The organism is Streptomyces sp. BI87, assembly GCF_025957665.1.
Lineage (GTDB): Bacteria > Actinomycetota > Actinomycetes > Streptomycetales > Streptomycetaceae > Streptomyces > Streptomyces albidoflavus.
The window spans coordinates 833,844-848,570 of record NZ_CP110079.1; the positions used below are offsets into that span (position 1 = coordinate 833,844).

12 protein-coding genes are annotated in these 14,727 nt (G+C 72.8%); 4 read left to right on the forward strand and 8 right to left on the reverse strand.

Annotated features, from left to right (window positions below; genetic code table 11):
• Positions 1-129: 129 nt before the first annotated feature.
• Positions 130-933: a peptidoglycan DD-metalloendopeptidase family protein gene (locus OIM89_RS03550; protein ID WP_030696769.1), complete on the forward strand. Its 804-nt coding sequence runs from the start codon at positions 130-132 to the stop codon at positions 931-933.
• Between the two features lie 15 nt (positions 934-948).
• Here OIM89_RS03550 and OIM89_RS03555 read toward each other — a convergent pair whose 3' ends face one another.
• From OIM89_RS03555 to OIM89_RS03585, 7 genes are all read right to left on the reverse strand, one after another.
• A complete protein-coding gene (locus tag OIM89_RS03555; RefSeq protein WP_264490975.1) occupies positions 949-2,097 on the reverse strand; it encodes an RNA polymerase sigma factor in 1,149 nt (382 codons plus the stop codon).
• An 8-nt stretch (positions 2,098-2,105) separates the two neighbouring features.
• On the reverse strand, positions 2,106-2,513 hold the full coding sequence (locus OIM89_RS03560) for a YciI family protein (protein ID WP_030696767.1): 408 nt from the start codon (positions 2,511-2,513) through the stop codon (positions 2,106-2,108).
• A 97-nt stretch (positions 2,514-2,610) separates the two neighbouring features.
• The gene (locus tag OIM89_RS03565) at positions 2,611-4,185 is read right to left on the reverse strand and encodes an FAD-dependent oxidoreductase (protein ID WP_264490976.1); all 1,575 of its coding nucleotides are present in this window, start codon (positions 4,183-4,185) and stop codon (positions 2,611-2,613) included.
• A gap of 90 nt (positions 4,186-4,275) precedes the next feature.
• Positions 4,276-5,982, reverse strand: coding sequence for a cytochrome c oxidase subunit I (gene ctaD, locus OIM89_RS03570; RefSeq protein WP_030696765.1), 1,707 nt, complete (start codon positions 5,980-5,982; stop codon positions 4,276-4,278).
• 176 nt (positions 5,983-6,158) lie between these two features.
• Positions 6,159-7,733 carry a glycoside hydrolase family 32 protein gene (locus tag OIM89_RS03575; protein WP_151167664.1) on the reverse strand — a complete coding sequence of 525 codons (1,575 nt, stop codon included), beginning with the start codon at positions 7,731-7,733 and terminating at the stop codon, positions 6,159-6,161.
• Between the two features lie 156 nt (positions 7,734-7,889).
• Positions 7,890-8,957 (reverse strand): LacI family DNA-binding transcriptional regulator, encoded by a 1,068-nt coding sequence (locus OIM89_RS03580; RefSeq protein WP_047468545.1) that lies wholly within the window; start codon positions 8,955-8,957, stop codon positions 7,890-7,892.
• Between the two features lie 72 nt (positions 8,958-9,029).
• Positions 9,030-10,160, reverse strand: a complete 1,131-nt coding sequence (locus OIM89_RS03585) for a DUF6183 family protein (RefSeq protein ID WP_264490977.1) — start codon at positions 10,158-10,160, stop codon at positions 9,030-9,032.
• A 93-nt stretch (positions 10,161-10,253) separates the two neighbouring features.
• Between OIM89_RS03585 and OIM89_RS03590 the strand changes: the two genes are divergently transcribed.
• Both OIM89_RS03590 and OIM89_RS03595 read left to right on the forward strand, forming a co-directional pair.
• Positions 10,254-10,691 (forward strand): membrane protein, encoded by a 438-nt coding sequence (locus OIM89_RS03590; RefSeq protein WP_030696761.1) that lies wholly within the window; start codon positions 10,254-10,256, stop codon positions 10,689-10,691.
• A gap of 139 nt (positions 10,692-10,830) precedes the next feature.
• Positions 10,831-11,862, forward strand: a complete 1,032-nt coding sequence (locus OIM89_RS03595; RefSeq protein WP_030696760.1) for a LacI family DNA-binding transcriptional regulator — start codon at positions 10,831-10,833, stop codon at positions 11,860-11,862.
• On the opposite strand, the gene OIM89_RS03600 is transcribed toward OIM89_RS03595, so the two are convergent.
• Positions 11,840-13,207, reverse strand: a complete 1,368-nt coding sequence (locus tag OIM89_RS03600) for a glycoside hydrolase family 32 protein (RefSeq protein ID WP_264490978.1) — start codon at positions 13,205-13,207, stop codon at positions 11,840-11,842. The genes OIM89_RS03595 and OIM89_RS03600 overlap by 23 nt on opposite strands.
• Positions 13,208-13,375: 168 nt before the next feature.
• Between OIM89_RS03600 and OIM89_RS03605 the strand changes: the two genes are divergently transcribed.
• Positions 13,376-14,689, forward strand: coding sequence for an oligosaccharide MFS transporter (locus tag OIM89_RS03605; RefSeq protein WP_257203378.1), 1,314 nt, complete (start codon positions 13,376-13,378; stop codon positions 14,687-14,689).
• Positions 14,690-14,727: the final 38 nt, after the last annotated feature.

A 14,727-nucleotide genomic window follows, 5' to 3' on the forward strand; every position in this document is an offset into this window, starting at 1 on the left:
CCCGCTCTCCCCTCCCCGCCGGTCACGGCACGCTTGTCAGCCGCGCGCGCACTCGCTACGTTCCGCAGGTCTCACCGCGCCCCCGGCCCGGCCACCCGTCCGGGCCGACTCCCCCACCAAGGAGCATTCGTGAGGTTCCTCAGACGCCTTCCCGCACTGGCCGCCGCCGCCCTGCTGGCCTGCACCGGGCTGGCGGCCGGCCCCGCTGCCGCCCAGGACACGTCGGCGGCGGCCGCCCCCGGCTTCAAGGCGCCCTTCCCCTGCGGCCAGCGCTGGACGTACAGCCACCACTCGGCCGAGGTGCGGCGCGCGCTGGACTTCGTGCGTTCCGACGGCGGCGCGACCGCCGGCGCCCCCGTACTGGCTTCCGCCGCGGGCACCGCCACCCGCCACTCGCAGCCGAGCGGCGCGGGCAACTACATCTCCGTCGACCACGGCGGCGGCTGGACGACGTACTACTTCCACCTCAACGCCTTCTCCGTGCCGAGCGGCGCCTTCGTCGCCCAGGGGCAGCAGATCGGGACCACCGGCAGCACCGGCAACTCCTCCGGCGCGCACATCCACTACGAGCAGCTGCTCAACGGGGTCGGCCAGAACATCGTCATCGACGGCGCCGCCCTCCCCTACCCGGGCAGCTACCACCAGGCCCACCTGACCAGCACCAACGGGTGCGGCGGCGGTGGCGGGACCCCCTTCAACACCTGGGGCTCGGGGGTCAACGTCCGCGCCGACGCCCGGCTCAACGCGCCCGTCGTGACCACCCTCGCCGGACCGACGGCGGTGCGCGTGGTCTGCCAGAAGCAGGGCGACACCGTCAACGCCGAGGGCTACACCAACAACTGGTGGAGCAAACTGCGCGACCAGAACGGCTTCATCAGCAACATCTACATCAGCCATCCGGACGCGAAGCTCCCGGGCGTCCCCACCTGCTGAGCCGCACGCCGCCCGTCAGCGCAGGCGGGCGTTGAGCCGGGCGGCCCGGCGCGTCAGGTGGTCCCGTTCGGCCAGGCCGGACGCCTTGTGGGCCGCCTCGGCGTAGAGCCGGGCCGCCTTCGCCAGGTCGCCCTCGCGCTCGTGGAGGTGCGCGGCCACCGCCGTGTGGCGGGGCACCGCCGCGTCGACCTCGGCGAGGGCGGCCAGGCCGGCGCGCGGTCCGTCCGCCTCCCCGACGGCGACCGCGCGGTTGAGCCGGACGACCGGGTTGTCCGTCAGCCGCGCCAACTCGTCGTACCACTCGACGATCTGCGGCCAGTCGGTCTCCTCGGCCCTCGGCGCGTCGGCGTGCAGGGCGGCGATCGCGGCCTGGGCCTGGTACTCGCCGAGCCGGTCGCGGGCCAGGGCCGCCTGGAGGATCCGGACGCCCTCGGCGATCGCCCCGGTGTCCCAGCGGCTCCGGTCCTGTTCGGCCAGGGGCACCAGGCTGCCCTCGGGGGTGGTCCGCGCGGGGCGCCGGGCGTGGTGGAGCAGCATCAGGGCGAGCAGCCCGGCCACCTCGGGGTGGTCGACCCGCGCCGCGAGCTGCCGGGTGAGCCGGATCGCCTCGGCGACGAGATCCACCTCCCCCGAGTACCCCTCGTTGAAGACGAGGTAGAGGACGCGCAGCACGGTGGCGACGTCCCCCGGCCGGTCGAGGCGTACGCCCGCGACCGTGCGCTTGGCCCTGCTGATCCTCTGCGCCATCGTCGCCTCGGGCACCAGGTACGCCTCGGCGATCTGCCGGGTGGTCAGCCCGCCGACGGCGCGCAGGGTGAGCGCCACCGCCGACGCCGGGGTCAGCGAGGGGTGGGCGCAGAGGAAGTACAGCTGGAGGGTGTCGTCGGCCGCGGGCACCGGGCCCGGCGCCGGTTCGCCCTCGACGCGCTCCTCCCTCGCCCGGCGGGCGGAGTCGGCGCGCGTGGCGTCGAGGAACTTGCGCCAGGCCACGGTGATCAGCCAGCCCTTGGCGTCCCGTACGGACTCCTCGCCGCCGGGGCGTCCCCGCACGGTCTCGGCCAGGGCCTCCTGCACCGCGTCCTCGGCCGCGGCGAAATCTGCTCCGCGGCGGACGAGGACGGCGATGACGCCCGGGACGATGCTCCGCAGGACGGTCTCGTCCACCGGGGGCCTCACTCGGTGACGGTGGGCGGCTCGGTCAGGAAGGGCCGCAGCTCCAGCCACTCGTGGATCGGCTCGCCGCCGGCTCCGGGGGCGGCCGACAGTTCCCCGGCCAGCTCGACGGCACGGTCGTAGCTGTCCACGTCGATGACCATCCAGCCGGCGATGAGGTCCTTGGTCTCCGCGAACGGCCCGTCGGTGACCGGCGGCCGCCCCTCCCCGCCGTACCGCACCCAGGCGCCTTCGGGGGCGAGCGCCTGGGCGTCGACGAACTCGCCGGACTGCCGCAGCCGCTCCGCGAAGTCGTTCATGTACCCGACGTGCGCCGTGATCTCCTCCGGCGTCCACCGGTCCATCGGCACGTCGTTGACGGAGGCCGGGGCGCCTCGGTAGTGCTTCAGGAGCAGGTACTTGGCCATGGTGGTTCTCCTCGGTGTGCGGGCGGCCCATTCTGGCCGCCTTCACCCCGGGGACGGAGCCGGACACGGGTTCTCGACATCCGCCGGAGGGCTTTCCTCACCCGGTGTGGCCGCCGTCCTCGGCCGGGGGCTCCCCGGGTACGTCGAACCGTTCCAGGGGCCGGGTCGCGGGGCCTTGCAGCACGGCCCCGTCGGTGCCGAAGCGGGACCCGTGGCACGGGCACTCCCAGGTGGTCTCGGCCTGGTTGAAGGAGACCAGACAGCCGAGATGGGTGCACCGGGCGGAGACGGCCCGGACCGTGCCGTCCTCGGCCCGGTGGACGGCGCGGCGGCGGCCGTCCACCCGTACCACCGCGCCGGTTCCGGGCGCGATGTCCGCCACGCTGTCGACACGCGGGACGTGCAGCCGGTCACCGGCGAGGTGCTGGGCGACCTCGACCTGCGTGCCGAGCAGGGCCTTGCCCTCCCGCAGAAGACTCTTCAGCCGCCTCGGGTCGTACAGCTCCGCCCACGGCGGTACGTCCGAACCGGTGATCAGGGCGGTGAGGAGCCGGCCGACCAGCGCGCCTCCGGTCATGCCCCAGCCGCCGAAGCCGGTCGCCACGTAGATGTGGCGCGCGCCAGGGTGGAAGGGGCCGACGAGCGGGACGGTGTCGGCCGGGTCGAGGTCCTGGGCGGCCCAGCGCCAGGCGGTCGGACCGGCGGCCGGGAAGCGGTCGTGCGTCCAGGCGTCCAGGCGCCGGAAGGCGGCGACGGGGTCGCCCGTGCCGGGCGTGAAGCTCTCCCCGGTGACGATGAGCAGGCGGCGCTCCTCGTCGAGCGGGGCGGTGCGGACGGAACGCTTGCCCTCGTCCTCGGTGATGTACATGCCCTGCGGCGCCCGGTCGCGGTCGAGCGGCGCGGCCACCACCAGTTCACGGCGGGGGCTGAGGCGCGCGAAGTGCAGGGCGCGGTCGAAGACCGGATGGTGCGTGGCGACGACGACGGACCCGGCGGCGACCTTCCGCCCGTCCTCGGTGGTGACCTGGCACGGCTGCCCCTCCCGGAGGCGGGTGACGCGGCTCCGTTCGAAGATGCGGCCGCCCCGGGCCTCCAGGCCGTCCGCGAGGGCGAGGAGGTACTTACGAGGGTGGAACTGGGCCTGGTCGTCGAGGCGGACGGCCCCGGCGACAGGGTAGGGCAGGCCGGTCTCGGTGACGTGGTGGACCGGGAGCCCCGCCTCGGCGGCGGCCCGCGCCTCGGCCTCGATCGCGCCGGCCGAGGCGGGGCCGGCGGCGTAGGTGTAGGCGGGGGCCCGTTCGAAGTCGCAGTCGATGTCCAGGCCGGCGACGGTCCGGGCCAGGTGGTCCACGGCGTCCTGCTGCGAGGCGGCGTAGTGGCGGGCCGTCTCGGCGCCGTGGCTGCGCCGCAGCGGGTCGTAGACGAGGGAGTGCAGCGCGGAGATCTTCGCGGTGGTGAAGCCGGTGACGCCCGCGGCGAGGCGGCCGGCCTCCAGCACCGCGACGCTCCGCCCGGTCAGGCTCAGCTCCCAGGCGGTGCTGAGCCCGGCGATGCCGCCGCCCACCACGGCGACGTCCACCTCGATGTCCTCGGTGAGCGGCGGTCGCTCCGGGCCCGGTGCGGTCGCCATCCAGTAGGACGCGTCACGGCCGGGGAGAGGGTGTGCTGACATCGGGCTGGCTCCTGTCGTACGCGCGGTCGGGCAGGTGGGGCGTGTTCCCGCTCCCGGCTCGGGCACGCGGACCGGCGCCGGGCTCGCGGCCTACTTGCCGTGGCCCCCGGGTTCGAGCACGTCGCGCTTGCCGGCGCCCTCGGCCTCGTCCCAGCGGGCGGTGAGCGGGTGGTGCAGGTCGAAGGCGGGCGACTCGCTGCGGATGCGGGGCAGGGTGACGAAGTTGTGGCGGGGCGGCGGGCAGGAGGTGGCCCACTCCAGGGACCGGCCGAAGCCCCACGGGTCGTCCTCCAGGACGCGCGTACCGGTCTGGGCGGTCTTCCAGACGTTGTAGAGGAACGGGAGCGTGGAGGCGCCGAGGAGCAGGGCGCCGACGGTGGAGGCGGTGTTGAGCGCGGTGAAGCCGTCGGCGGCGAGGTAGTCCGGGTAGCGGCGGGGCATTCCCTCGGCGCCGAGCCAGTGCTGGACGAGAAAGGTCAGGTGGAATCCGATGAAGAGCGACCAGAAATGCATCTTCCCGATGCGCTCGTCGAGCATCTTGCCGGTGAATTTGGGCCACCAGAAGTAGAAGCCGGCGAACATCGCGAAGACGACCGTGCCGAAGACCACGTAATGGAAATGGGCGACGACGAAGTAACTGTCGGTGACGTGGAAGTCCAGGGGCGGGGAGGCGAGGATGACGCCGGTCAGGCCGCCGAAGAGAAAGGTGACGAGGAATCCGACCGACCACAGCATGGGCGTCTCGAAGGAGAGCGAGCCGTGCCACATGGTGCCGATCCAGTTGAAGAACTTGACGCCGGTGGGCACCGCGATGAGGAAGGTCAGGAAGGAGAAGAACGGCAGCAGGACGGCGCCGGTGGCGAACATGTGGTGCGCCCAGACGGTGGCCGAGAGGGCGGTGATGGCGATGGTGGCGCCGACGAGCCCGAAGTATCCGAAGACCGGTTTCCGGGAGAAGACCGGGAGGATTTCCGTGACGATGCCGAAGAACGGAATGGCGATGATGTAGACCTCGGGGTGGCCGAAGAACCAGAACAGATGCTGCCAGAGGATCGCGCCGCCGTTCTCCGGGGCGAAGACCATGGCGCCGAACCGCCGGTCGGCCTCCAGCACCAGCAGGGCGGCGGCCAGGACGGGAAAGGCGAGCAGCACCAGCACCGAGGTGAGCAGGGTGTTCCAGGTGAAGATCGACATCCGGAACATCGTCATCCCCGGGGCGCGCATGACGATGATCGTCGTGATGAAGTTGACCGCGCCCAGAATGGTGCCGAACCCGGAGAGCGCGAGCCCCATGATCCACAGGTCCCCGCCGATCGACGGCGAGTGCTCGGCGCTGCTCAGCGGGGAATAGGCCGTCCACCCGAAATCCGCCCCGCCGCCCGGGGTGAGCAGACTCCCGATCACGATGAGTCCGCCGAAGAGGAAAAGCCAGTACGAGAACATGTTCAGTCGGGGGAAAGCCACATCGGGGGCGCCGATCTGCAACGGCATGATCACGTTGGAGAAGCCGATGAAGGTCGGGGTGGCGAAGAGCAGCAGCATGATCGTGCCGTGCATCGTGAACGCCTGGTTGTACTGCTCGTTGGAGACGAGCTGCATTCCCGGGCGGGCCAGTTCCAGGCGGATCAGCATCGCCATCAGGCCCGCGGCGAGGAAGAAGCCGAACGAGGTGATGAGATAGAGCTTCCCGATCTTCTTATGATCGGTCGTCGTCAGCCAGCCGATCACCGCGTTTCCCGGCCGCCGTCCTCGGACCGGCTCGGCGGTCGTGGGTTCTGCGGTGGTGGACGAAGTCATGCGGTCCTCACTGACGTTGAGCCGGACGATGCGGGGGCGGCACGGGATCCCGCCTTCTCACCTCGCTAGATATAACCAGCCGTACCGTCCGATTCCACGCATCCGCGCCCGCCGGAAGTGGCGAAGCGCCAAGGGCCCCGCGCCCGCCGCCCGGAGCCCTCGCGCCCGCCTCCCCCTCAGACGGTGAACTCCCTGATCACGGTGGAGTTGAAGACCGCCGGACCCTCGGAGGTGAAGAGGGCGAGACCCGTGTCGACCAGGTACGGGAACGCCTCCATGGAATGGGTGTGGCGCCCGTCGTCGAAGAAGACCTCGACGGTGGTGCGGTCGACGAGGACGCGCAGCCGGACCTTGCCCGCCGCCGGGTCGAACGGGCTGCGGCTCTCCTGCCACCTGCCGCTGGTGTCGGGGTTGGCGCTGCCGCGCCGGTTGACGAAGGCGTAGTCCCCGTGCACCCCGGCGTCGACGTGACGGGAGCCGTCGCCGGAGCGGCGCAGCTGGACCCCGGCGCCGGCCAGCTCGTCCCAGGTGATCTCGGTGGTCAACTCGTAGGCGGTACCGGTGTACTCCAGGACCAGCTCGCCGTCGACGGCCAGGTCCCCGAGGTCGACGGTGCGCGAGACGTACCGGTCGAGCGCGGCGACCGGGCGCGAGGCGAGGAAGTACGTACCGGAGCCGTCGCGGTGGAGGGTGACCTCGCGGACGACCGAATCGGTGCCGTTGAAGCCGTCGGCGTCGATGGTGGGGGTGGTGTTCGGGTAGTCCCAGTTGTTCATCCAGGCGATGGCGTACCGCACCGCCGGGTCGACGGAGCCGTCCTCGCCGCGCTTCTCCCAGGTGACCGCGCCGTACCAGTCGAAGCCGTGGTCGAGCCACTGCGGCTCCCCGGCGTCGGGGGTGAAGGTGGTGCCGTCGAAGTCGCCGGTCCAGTAGGCGTAGGTGTTGGGCAGTCCCGCCTCCTTGCCGTTGGCGCTGACCGCCAGCACCCAGCGGGTCTCGCCGTCGGCCGTCCGGAGGGTGAAGAGGTCGGGGCACTCCAGGACGCCGATGCCCTCCTTCACGAAGCCGCCCGCGTAGGTCCACTGCTTGAGGTCGTCGGAGTGGTAGATACCGACCTTGGTGTTCTCGGTGAGCGCCATGACCCAGCGGGCGCGTTCCTCGTCGCGGATCACCTTGGGGTCGCGGAAGTCCTTGACGCCCGGGTTGGGCAGCACCGGGCCGGTGCCGTGTGGCTGGAAGGTGCGGCCACCGTCGGTGGAGTAGTAGAGGTACTGGGCCTGGGAGTTGGTGTTCTCGTCCGGCTCCATGGTTGCCAGGACGACGACGGCACCGGCGCCGAAACCGGCCGTGTCGTGGGTGTCCACCACCGCGCAGCCCGACCACACGTCGCCGTTGGGCGTGGTGTCCTTCGGCACCGCCACGCCCTGGTCGTGGAAGCGGACGAGGTCGGTGCTGGTGGCGAGGCGCCAGGCGGTGCCCGAGGTGGTGCCCCCGGTGAGGTAGTCGGCGTTGTAGAGGTAGTAGTAGAGGTATTCGCCGTCGATCCAGACGGGCCGCTGCGGATCGTTCTTCCACTGGTCCGGAACGGTGAAGTGGTACTCCGCCCGGTAACTCGCCGCCTCCCGCGCCCGGTTCACCGGCGCCGCTCTCCGGTCGCCGGATACCGCCCGGGCCGCGGCGGACGGCAGGGCCGCGCCCACCGCCCCCAGCGCACCGGCCCGGAACAGCTTCCTCCTCGTCAACCCGCGCATCCGCGTCCGTCCCCTTCGTAGCTCGCTCGCCGACTGTGACTCAGGACTGTAGACCTAACTCGTTAAAGGTCAAGAGAGGGCGAGAATCTTTCCCCGGTTCCCGGCAGGTGAGGACGGGTGTGGGACAGGGGCCTGGGTGGTGGAACCTTGTACGTGTCAGCTACGGATGGCGGGCGCCGCCACCGAGGCCCGCTCCACCACCGGGCACTCCAGCCGCACCACCTCGGCCGGGGGTGCGGCCTGGGCGGCGAGGGCGTCGAGCAGGAGACGGGCCGCCGCCTCCCCCATCGCCCGGTGCGGCAGCGCCACCGTGGTCAGGGCCGGGGTGAGGAAGGCGGCCATGTGCTCCTGGTCGTCGTAACCGACCAGGGAGAGGTCGGTGGGGACGTCGAGGCCCAGCCGGGCGGCGGCGTGCAGGACCCCGGCCGCGACGCGGTCGTTGTAGCAGACGATGCCGGTGGGACGCTCCGCGGGCGGCACTCCGTCCAGCAGCCGTACGGCCGCCTGGTACCCGGCGGAGATCTCGCCGCCCTCGCGTCGCGTCCACTCCTTGGGGGCGTGCAGCCCGGCCCCGCGCAGGGCGTCGCGGAAGCCGCGCAGCCGTTCGGCGGTGGCGATGTCGTGGAGACCGCCCGCCACCGCGATCCGTCGGTGCCCCGCGTCGAGGAGCAGCCGGGTGGCGGCCCGGCCGCCGGCCCGCTCGGCGGGGATGACGGCGGCATGGGCTCCCTCGGCGGGGAGGCAGTTGGCGAGGACGGTCGTGGTGCGCTCCAGGCCCTCGGGCAGGTGGGCGGTGCGCAGCGACATGGCGGCGTAGATGATGCCGTCCACCCGCCGGTCGAGGAGTTCGGCGACGGCCGCGTTCTCCTTGGCCCGGTCTCCGGTGGAGTCGACGGTGAGGACGAGATGCCCCTGGTCCCAGGCCGTCTCCATGGCGCCACGCAGCAGCGCCCCCGCGAACGGGGAGGAGGCGATGTGGTCGGTGACCAGCCCGATCACCGCCGTACGGCTGCGGCGCAGGCCGCGTGCGACGGCGTTGGGCCGGTAGCCGAGTTGTTCGGCGGCCTGCCGGATGCGCTGCTGGGTGGCGGCGGAGAGGTTGCCTTCGGCACGGCCGTTGAAGACGAAGGAGACGGCGGTGTGCGACACCCCGGCGAGCCGCGCCACGTCCTTCGAGGTCGGCCGCGCGGGCCCGCCCGCCGCCCGGGTTCCGCCGCTGCCCATACCCGCCTCCACCGTCCGCCGCCGTGCCCGGGTCACCCTATCGGCGGGGGCGAGGCGGTGGGCCCCGGCGCCTCAGTCGGTGTCGGTCGCGGCGAGCACGGCCAGACGGCGTCCGTCCGGGGAGAGGGCGGCCAGCCCGACGTCCCAGGCCACCTGCTCGAACCAGTCCGTCCGGGCGCCGAAGCCGAACCACGCGCACTCCGGCACCCGCGCTTCGACCTCGGCAGCACCGGCGCCGTCCGCCACCCCGGCCAGCGCAGCCAGCGACTGCCAGGTCGCCAGACGCCCGTAGGCACCTTGGGAACCCGAGTTGTACGCCCCTCCCGTCGAGGCGGCGGCGAACAGGACACGCCACGCCTGAGCAGGCGGACAGGCGGCGACGGACAGGGCCGCCTTCTTCCTCCCCGCCCCCGCCAGCGACTCCAGCCCCAGCGTGAGCAGCGCGGCCGGGACCGCCCCGGCGTCCAGCGGACCGGCGAACTCGAAGACCCGCGCCTCGATGACCCCGTTGGACTCCTCGGCCCAGTTCGCCACGGCGCTGCTCAACCCGGCGGCGCGCTGCGGCGTGGTCACCTCCGCCGCCGAGGGAATCCGCGCGCCACCGGTCTGCCTGTACGGGCGGGCTTCCAACGGCCCGTACGGCATCGTGTGGCTGCTCCCACCGAGGCTGTAGCTCGGCAGATCCGCCCCGTCCTCCATGCCGGACAAGGTCAGGGGCAGCCATCCCAACGGGTGGTACCGCCAGTGCGGCGACATGGCCCAGCGCGCGATGCCGGGCTCCTCGTCCACCGCCACTCCCCTGAGCACCAGTTCGTGGACGAGACAGGCCCGGAGTTCCTCGGAGGCGTGGCCCGAGAACGCCACGGCCAGCTCCTCCTGCCGCCGGCAGGAGGCCAGCAGCGAGGCGGCGTAGCGGTCCCGCTTGCGGTCTGCGGCCTCGGGCGAGGAGACCAGGCGCACTGCCCCGGCGACGTTCCCCGGGCCCGCCGTGGTGGCCAGCAACCTCAGCAGATGATCGAAGACACTCCGGTACTGCCACGGGAGCGGCTCCGCCTGGCCGTACGCCCGGGCGAGAGCCACGCCCAGGTCGGCGGCGAACGCCGCGTCTCCTCGCGCCACCCGCTCGTCCGCCACCGCCCACACCCCGGTGACGTCCTTCAGCTCCGGCAGCCCTGCCACGATCTCCTGAATCCGCTCGGTCACGGGCCGAGCGTACGGACCCGGCGATCCCGATTCATCCGATAATCCGCTCGCTCCTGTGGACGGGGCGGGACCGGCCGTCGATAGCCTCCTCGCATGAAACGTGTCTGGACCCTCCCCCTGCTCTTCGCCCTCGGCGGCGCCGCCGTCGCGGCGACCTCGGCCGTCTCGGGCAACCCCGGCACGGCCGCCCTGCTCCTGCTGGTCTTCCTGGTCCTCGCGGCGGTGCACTCACCCCTGATCTTCCCGAAGCCGGTCGGCCTTCGGGAGGCACAGGGCCGCAGCGCGGCCGACGGCAAGCCGGTCGTCCTGTGGCGGCCGGGCTGCATGTACTGCATACGCCTGCGCCTGCGGCTGGGCCGCAGTGCCGGCGGGCTGTACTGGGTCGACATCTGGCGCGATGCGGCCGGAGCCGATGCGGCCCGGGCGGCCAACGACGGCAACGAGACCGTCCCCACCGTCCTCATAGCAGGCCGGCCGCACACCAACCCTGACCCCGCGTGGGTACGCGAGCAGCTCTCCTCGTCCCCGTGACGCGAGGAGGCCGGTGACGGAGGCCCGCGAGAACCCGCCTGCCCGGACGGCGCCCGGCGGAGACGGCCCGCCTCAACTGCCGCGATACTGGACGACGCCCGCCCGGCCCCCGCCCGGCGCACCCCCTGGAGGACCCCTCGTGAACCGCCCCACCGCCCGTGACGTGGCCGAGCTGGCCGAGGTGTCGCGGGCCGCCGTCTCGTTCGTCTTCACCGGGCGGGCCGAGGGCAACCTCTCCGCCGAGACGCAGCAGCGCATCCGGCGCGCCGCCGACCAGTTGGGGTACCGGCCGGACGAGGTGGCGCGGTCGCTGCGGCGACGGCGCAGCGGTGTGATCGGGCTGCTCAGCGACGAGATCGCCACCAGCCCGTTCGCGGGCAGGCTGGTGCTCGGCGCGATGGAGGCGGCCCGTGAACGCGGCCACCAGGTGCTGCTGCTCGAATCGCGGCGGGACCCGGCGGCGGAGGCCGAGGCGGTGGCGGAGCTGCGGGCCCGCCGGGTGGACGGGATCGTCTACGCGGCGATGTCGATGCGGCGCACCCCGGTCCCGTTCGACATCGACCCGGCCCACGCCGCGCTCGCCAACTGCCTCCCGCAGGAGACCGGTACGTACGCGAGCGTGGTGCCCGACGAACGGGCCGGCGGGCGGGCGGCGGTGGAGGTGCTGATCGTCGCGGGGCACCGGCGGATCGCCCTGCTCGGCGGGGGGCCCGGGGACATCGCCGCCTCGGCGCGCGGCCGGGGCTTCGGCGACGGGATGCGGGCGGCGGGGCTGACGGTGCGCCCGGAGTGGAGGCTGCGGGTGGGGTGGCAGATCGACGAGGGCTACGCGGCGGCGCTCACGCTGCTGGACACGGCGGACCGGCCGACCGGCGTGGTCTGCGCCAACGACCGCGTGGCGGCCGGGGTGCTGCTGGCGGCGGCCCGCCTGGGCATCGGCGTACCGGAGGAGCTGTCGGTGGTCGGGTACGACGACCAGGACCAGATGGCGGCCCATCTGGTCCCGGCGTTGACGACGGTGGCGCTGCCGCACCACGCGATGGGGGCGGCGGCGGTGCGGCTGCTGCTCGACGCGGCCGGCGCCGGCGGCGAGGTCGACACCGCGCGGGCGCTGCGGCTGCCGTGCCCGGTGGTGGAGCGGGACTCCGTCAGACCACCGTCCAGCCCCTGACCTCGGTGGCGGCCCGGCCGCGGACGGTCTCCACCGTGTACGGCCCCTCGGGCGCCGGGTAGATCTTCTCGGTCAGCATCGCCCGTTCGTCGAGGAAGAGTTCGAGGAGCGGGCCGTCGACGAGGACCCGCAGGCGGGAGCGGACGCCGCCGGGGACGGTGGCGACGGCCCGGTCGGTGCGCGGCAGCGGGTGGGTGGCCGTGGCGGGCGCGCCGGAGCGGTCCAGGACGAGGGTGCCCCGGGTGGGGTTGACGTACAGCGCGACCGTGGAGCCGAGCCGCAGCACCACCTCGCTGTCGGCGAGCAGCGCGGTGACCTCGGCCTCGATCTCGTAGGCGGGCGGCAGTGGGGAGCCGGGTGGCAGCACGGGGCCGCGCAGGGCGGCGAGTTCGCGGGCCGGCGCGAGCCGGAGGGTGCCGTCGGGGTGGACGCCGATCTCGCGCGGGTGGGTGAGGCACCCGGCCCAGCCGGCGGCGAGGGACTCCTCCTCGGTGCGGGACTCCCAGCTCCAGCCCCACAGCAGCGTCCGCCCGTCCTCGACCAGGGCGGTCGGGGCGTAGAAGTCGCGTCCGTGGTCGAGCATCCCGCCGCCCGCGGCCACGAAGCGCAGCCCCTCCCCCACGGTCCGCAGATCACCGATGAGGTAGGAGGTGGTGTACGTGACCGAGTCCGCCCACAGGGAAAGCAGCAGGACCCAGCGGCCGTCGCCGGTGGGCAGCAGGGCCGGGCACTCCCAGGCGGTGGCGGGGGCGGCCACGCGGGCGGCGACCGGGTCGGTGGCGTCGAGGAGGGAGCCGGCGTAGCTCCAGTCGGTGAGGGAGCGGACGCGGTAGAGGAGGACGTCGCCGGTGCCGGTGGCGCGGTGTCCGGCGCCGACGAGGGCCCAGCGGTCGCCCTCGTGGGTGAAGAGGTAGGGGTCGCGGAAGGCGTTCAGGTCCAGGCCGGGCGGCGGGCCCGGGACCACCGGTTCCGGCTCGGCCTTGAGAGTGGTGAGGGTGGCGTCGGTGGCGCGGGCCAGCATGACCGAGCCGATGCCGTCCTCACGGTCCATGCCGGTGTAGACGGCGGTCGGCGTGGCCTCGTCCACCACGGCGCAGCCCGACCAGGCGCCGAGGGCGTCGCTGCCGCCGGGGGTGGGCGTGAGGGCGATGCCGTGGTCGGTCCAGTGGACGAGGTCGGGGCTGGAGGCGTGGCCCCAGTGGATGGAGCCCCAGACGGCGGCGGCGGGGTTGTGCTGGAAGAAGAGGTGGTAGCGGCCGTCGTGGAACAGCGGCCCGTTGGGGTCGTTGCACCACTGGCCGGCGGCCGGGCGGACGTGGTGGCGAGGGAGGTTCCGGTCGGTCATGGGGGCGTTCACTTCCCTGTCGTAGAACCCTTGTCTTTCGAAAGCTAACACGTGATAGTGATCCCGCCCTAGCACGTGTTAGGGCTCGGGGGCGGGCGCACTGGCCCGTCTCCAGGAGTCAGGCACCGGCCGAGGACGCGGTACGGTGCCCAGCGCGAGGGAGCGCCCATGACCGTCCAGAGCCCTGCGGCTTCGAGCCCCGCCGCGGCCGCCCCGGTGCGCGGCCGACGTCGCCTGAACTTCGGCCTGATCAGCGCGGCCCTGTTCATGTTCTTCGTGACCTGGTCGCTCTCCTGGTCACTCTTCTCCATCTGGCTGACCCAGGACATCGGCCTGACCCCGGGCCGCAGTTCTCTGGTGATCGGCGCCAACTCGATCGGCTGCCTGGTCACGATGCCGGTCTACGGCTTCCTCCAGGACCGGCTGGGCCTGCGCAAGAACCTGCTGTACTGGATCGGCGCCCTGATGCTGCTGGTCGGCCCGGTGTACATCTACGTCTACGGCCCGCTGCTCAAGGCGCACTTCGCCCTGGGCCTCGTGGTCGGCTCGGCCTACCTCGCGATGGCGTTCGCGGTCGCGGTGGCCACCCTGGAGAGCTATGCCGAGCGGCTGAGCCGCTTCCACGGCTTCGAGTTCGGCCGTGCCCGGATGTTCGGCTCGCTCGGCTGGGCGGCGGCGACCTTCCTGGCGGGCCGCCTCTTCACCATCGACCCGGACCTGACCTTCTGGGCCGCCTCCGGCACGGCGGTGGTCTTCGTCGGGCTGCTGGTGGCGATCCGGGTGACCGACGGACGGCGCGCGGCCGCCGTCGACCACGCCGCCGCCTCGGTCTCCCTCGCGGACGTGGCCGCGCTCCTGCGCTACCCGGCCTTCTGGGGGCTGCTCCTCTTCGTGGTCGCGGTGACGGCGACGTACAACACCTACGACGCGATGTTCCCCTCGTACTTCTCCTCGCTCTTCGCGACGGACGCCGACGGCAACCGGATGTACAGCGATCTCAACTCCGTCCAGGTCTTCCTGGAGGCGGGCGGCATGGCGCTGGCGCCGTTCCTCGTCAACCGGCTCGGCCCGAAGAAGTCCCTGCTGGTCTCCGGCTGCATCATGGCGACCCGGATCTTCCTCTCCGGCATCGTCACCGACCCGGTCGCGATCTCGGCGGTGAAGCTGCTGCACGCCGTCGAACTGCCCATCATGCTCATCGCGATCTTCAAGTACGTGAACCGCCACTTCGAGCCACGTCTCTCCTCCACCATCTACCTGATCGGCTTCCAGATGGCGACGCAGGCCGGCGCCGCCGTCATCTCCCCCTTGGCGGGCTTGGGTTACGACCGGCTCGGCTACGCCCCGACGTACCTGGTGATGTCGGCGCTGGTGGCCACCTTCACCCTGGTCTCGGTCTTCACGCTGCGCGCCGACGCCAAGGGCACGCACGGGCTGCCCGCGGTGGGCGCTGCCGAGGACCGCTCCCCGGCAGCGGTCTGACCGGTTTACCCTGGCGGCCCGGCCGATGGAGCGCCGGG

Excerpts from the sequence above, each read along its gene's own strand:
- OIM89_RS03600 (WP_264490978.1), bottom strand. The coding sequence starts at position 13,207 with ATGACCGACCGGAACCTCCCTCGCCACCACGTCCGCCCGGCCGCCGGC.
- OIM89_RS03580 (WP_047468545.1), bottom strand. The coding sequence starts at position 8,957 with ATGGGCAGCGGCGGAACCCGGGCGGCGGGCGGGCCCGCGCGGCCGACC.
- OIM89_RS03565 (WP_264490976.1), bottom strand. The coding sequence starts at position 4,185 with ATGTCAGCACACCCTCTCCCCGGCCGTGACGCGTCCTACTGGATGGCG.
- ctaD (WP_030696765.1), bottom strand. The coding sequence starts at position 5,982 with ATGACTTCGTCCACCACCGCAGAACCCACGACCGCCGAGCCGGTCCGA.
- OIM89_RS03590 (WP_030696761.1), top strand. The coding sequence starts at position 10,254 with ATGAAACGTGTCTGGACCCTCCCCCTGCTCTTCGCCCTCGGCGGCGCC.
- OIM89_RS03605 (WP_257203378.1), top strand. The coding sequence starts at position 13,376 with ATGACCGTCCAGAGCCCTGCGGCTTCGAGCCCCGCCGCGGCCGCCCCG.
- OIM89_RS03560 (WP_030696767.1), bottom strand. The coding sequence starts at position 2,513 with ATGGCCAAGTACCTGCTCCTGAAGCACTACCGAGGCGCCCCGGCCTCC.
- OIM89_RS03575 (WP_151167664.1), bottom strand. The coding sequence starts at position 7,733 with ATGCGCGGGTTGACGAGGAGGAAGCTGTTCCGGGCCGGTGCGCTGGGG.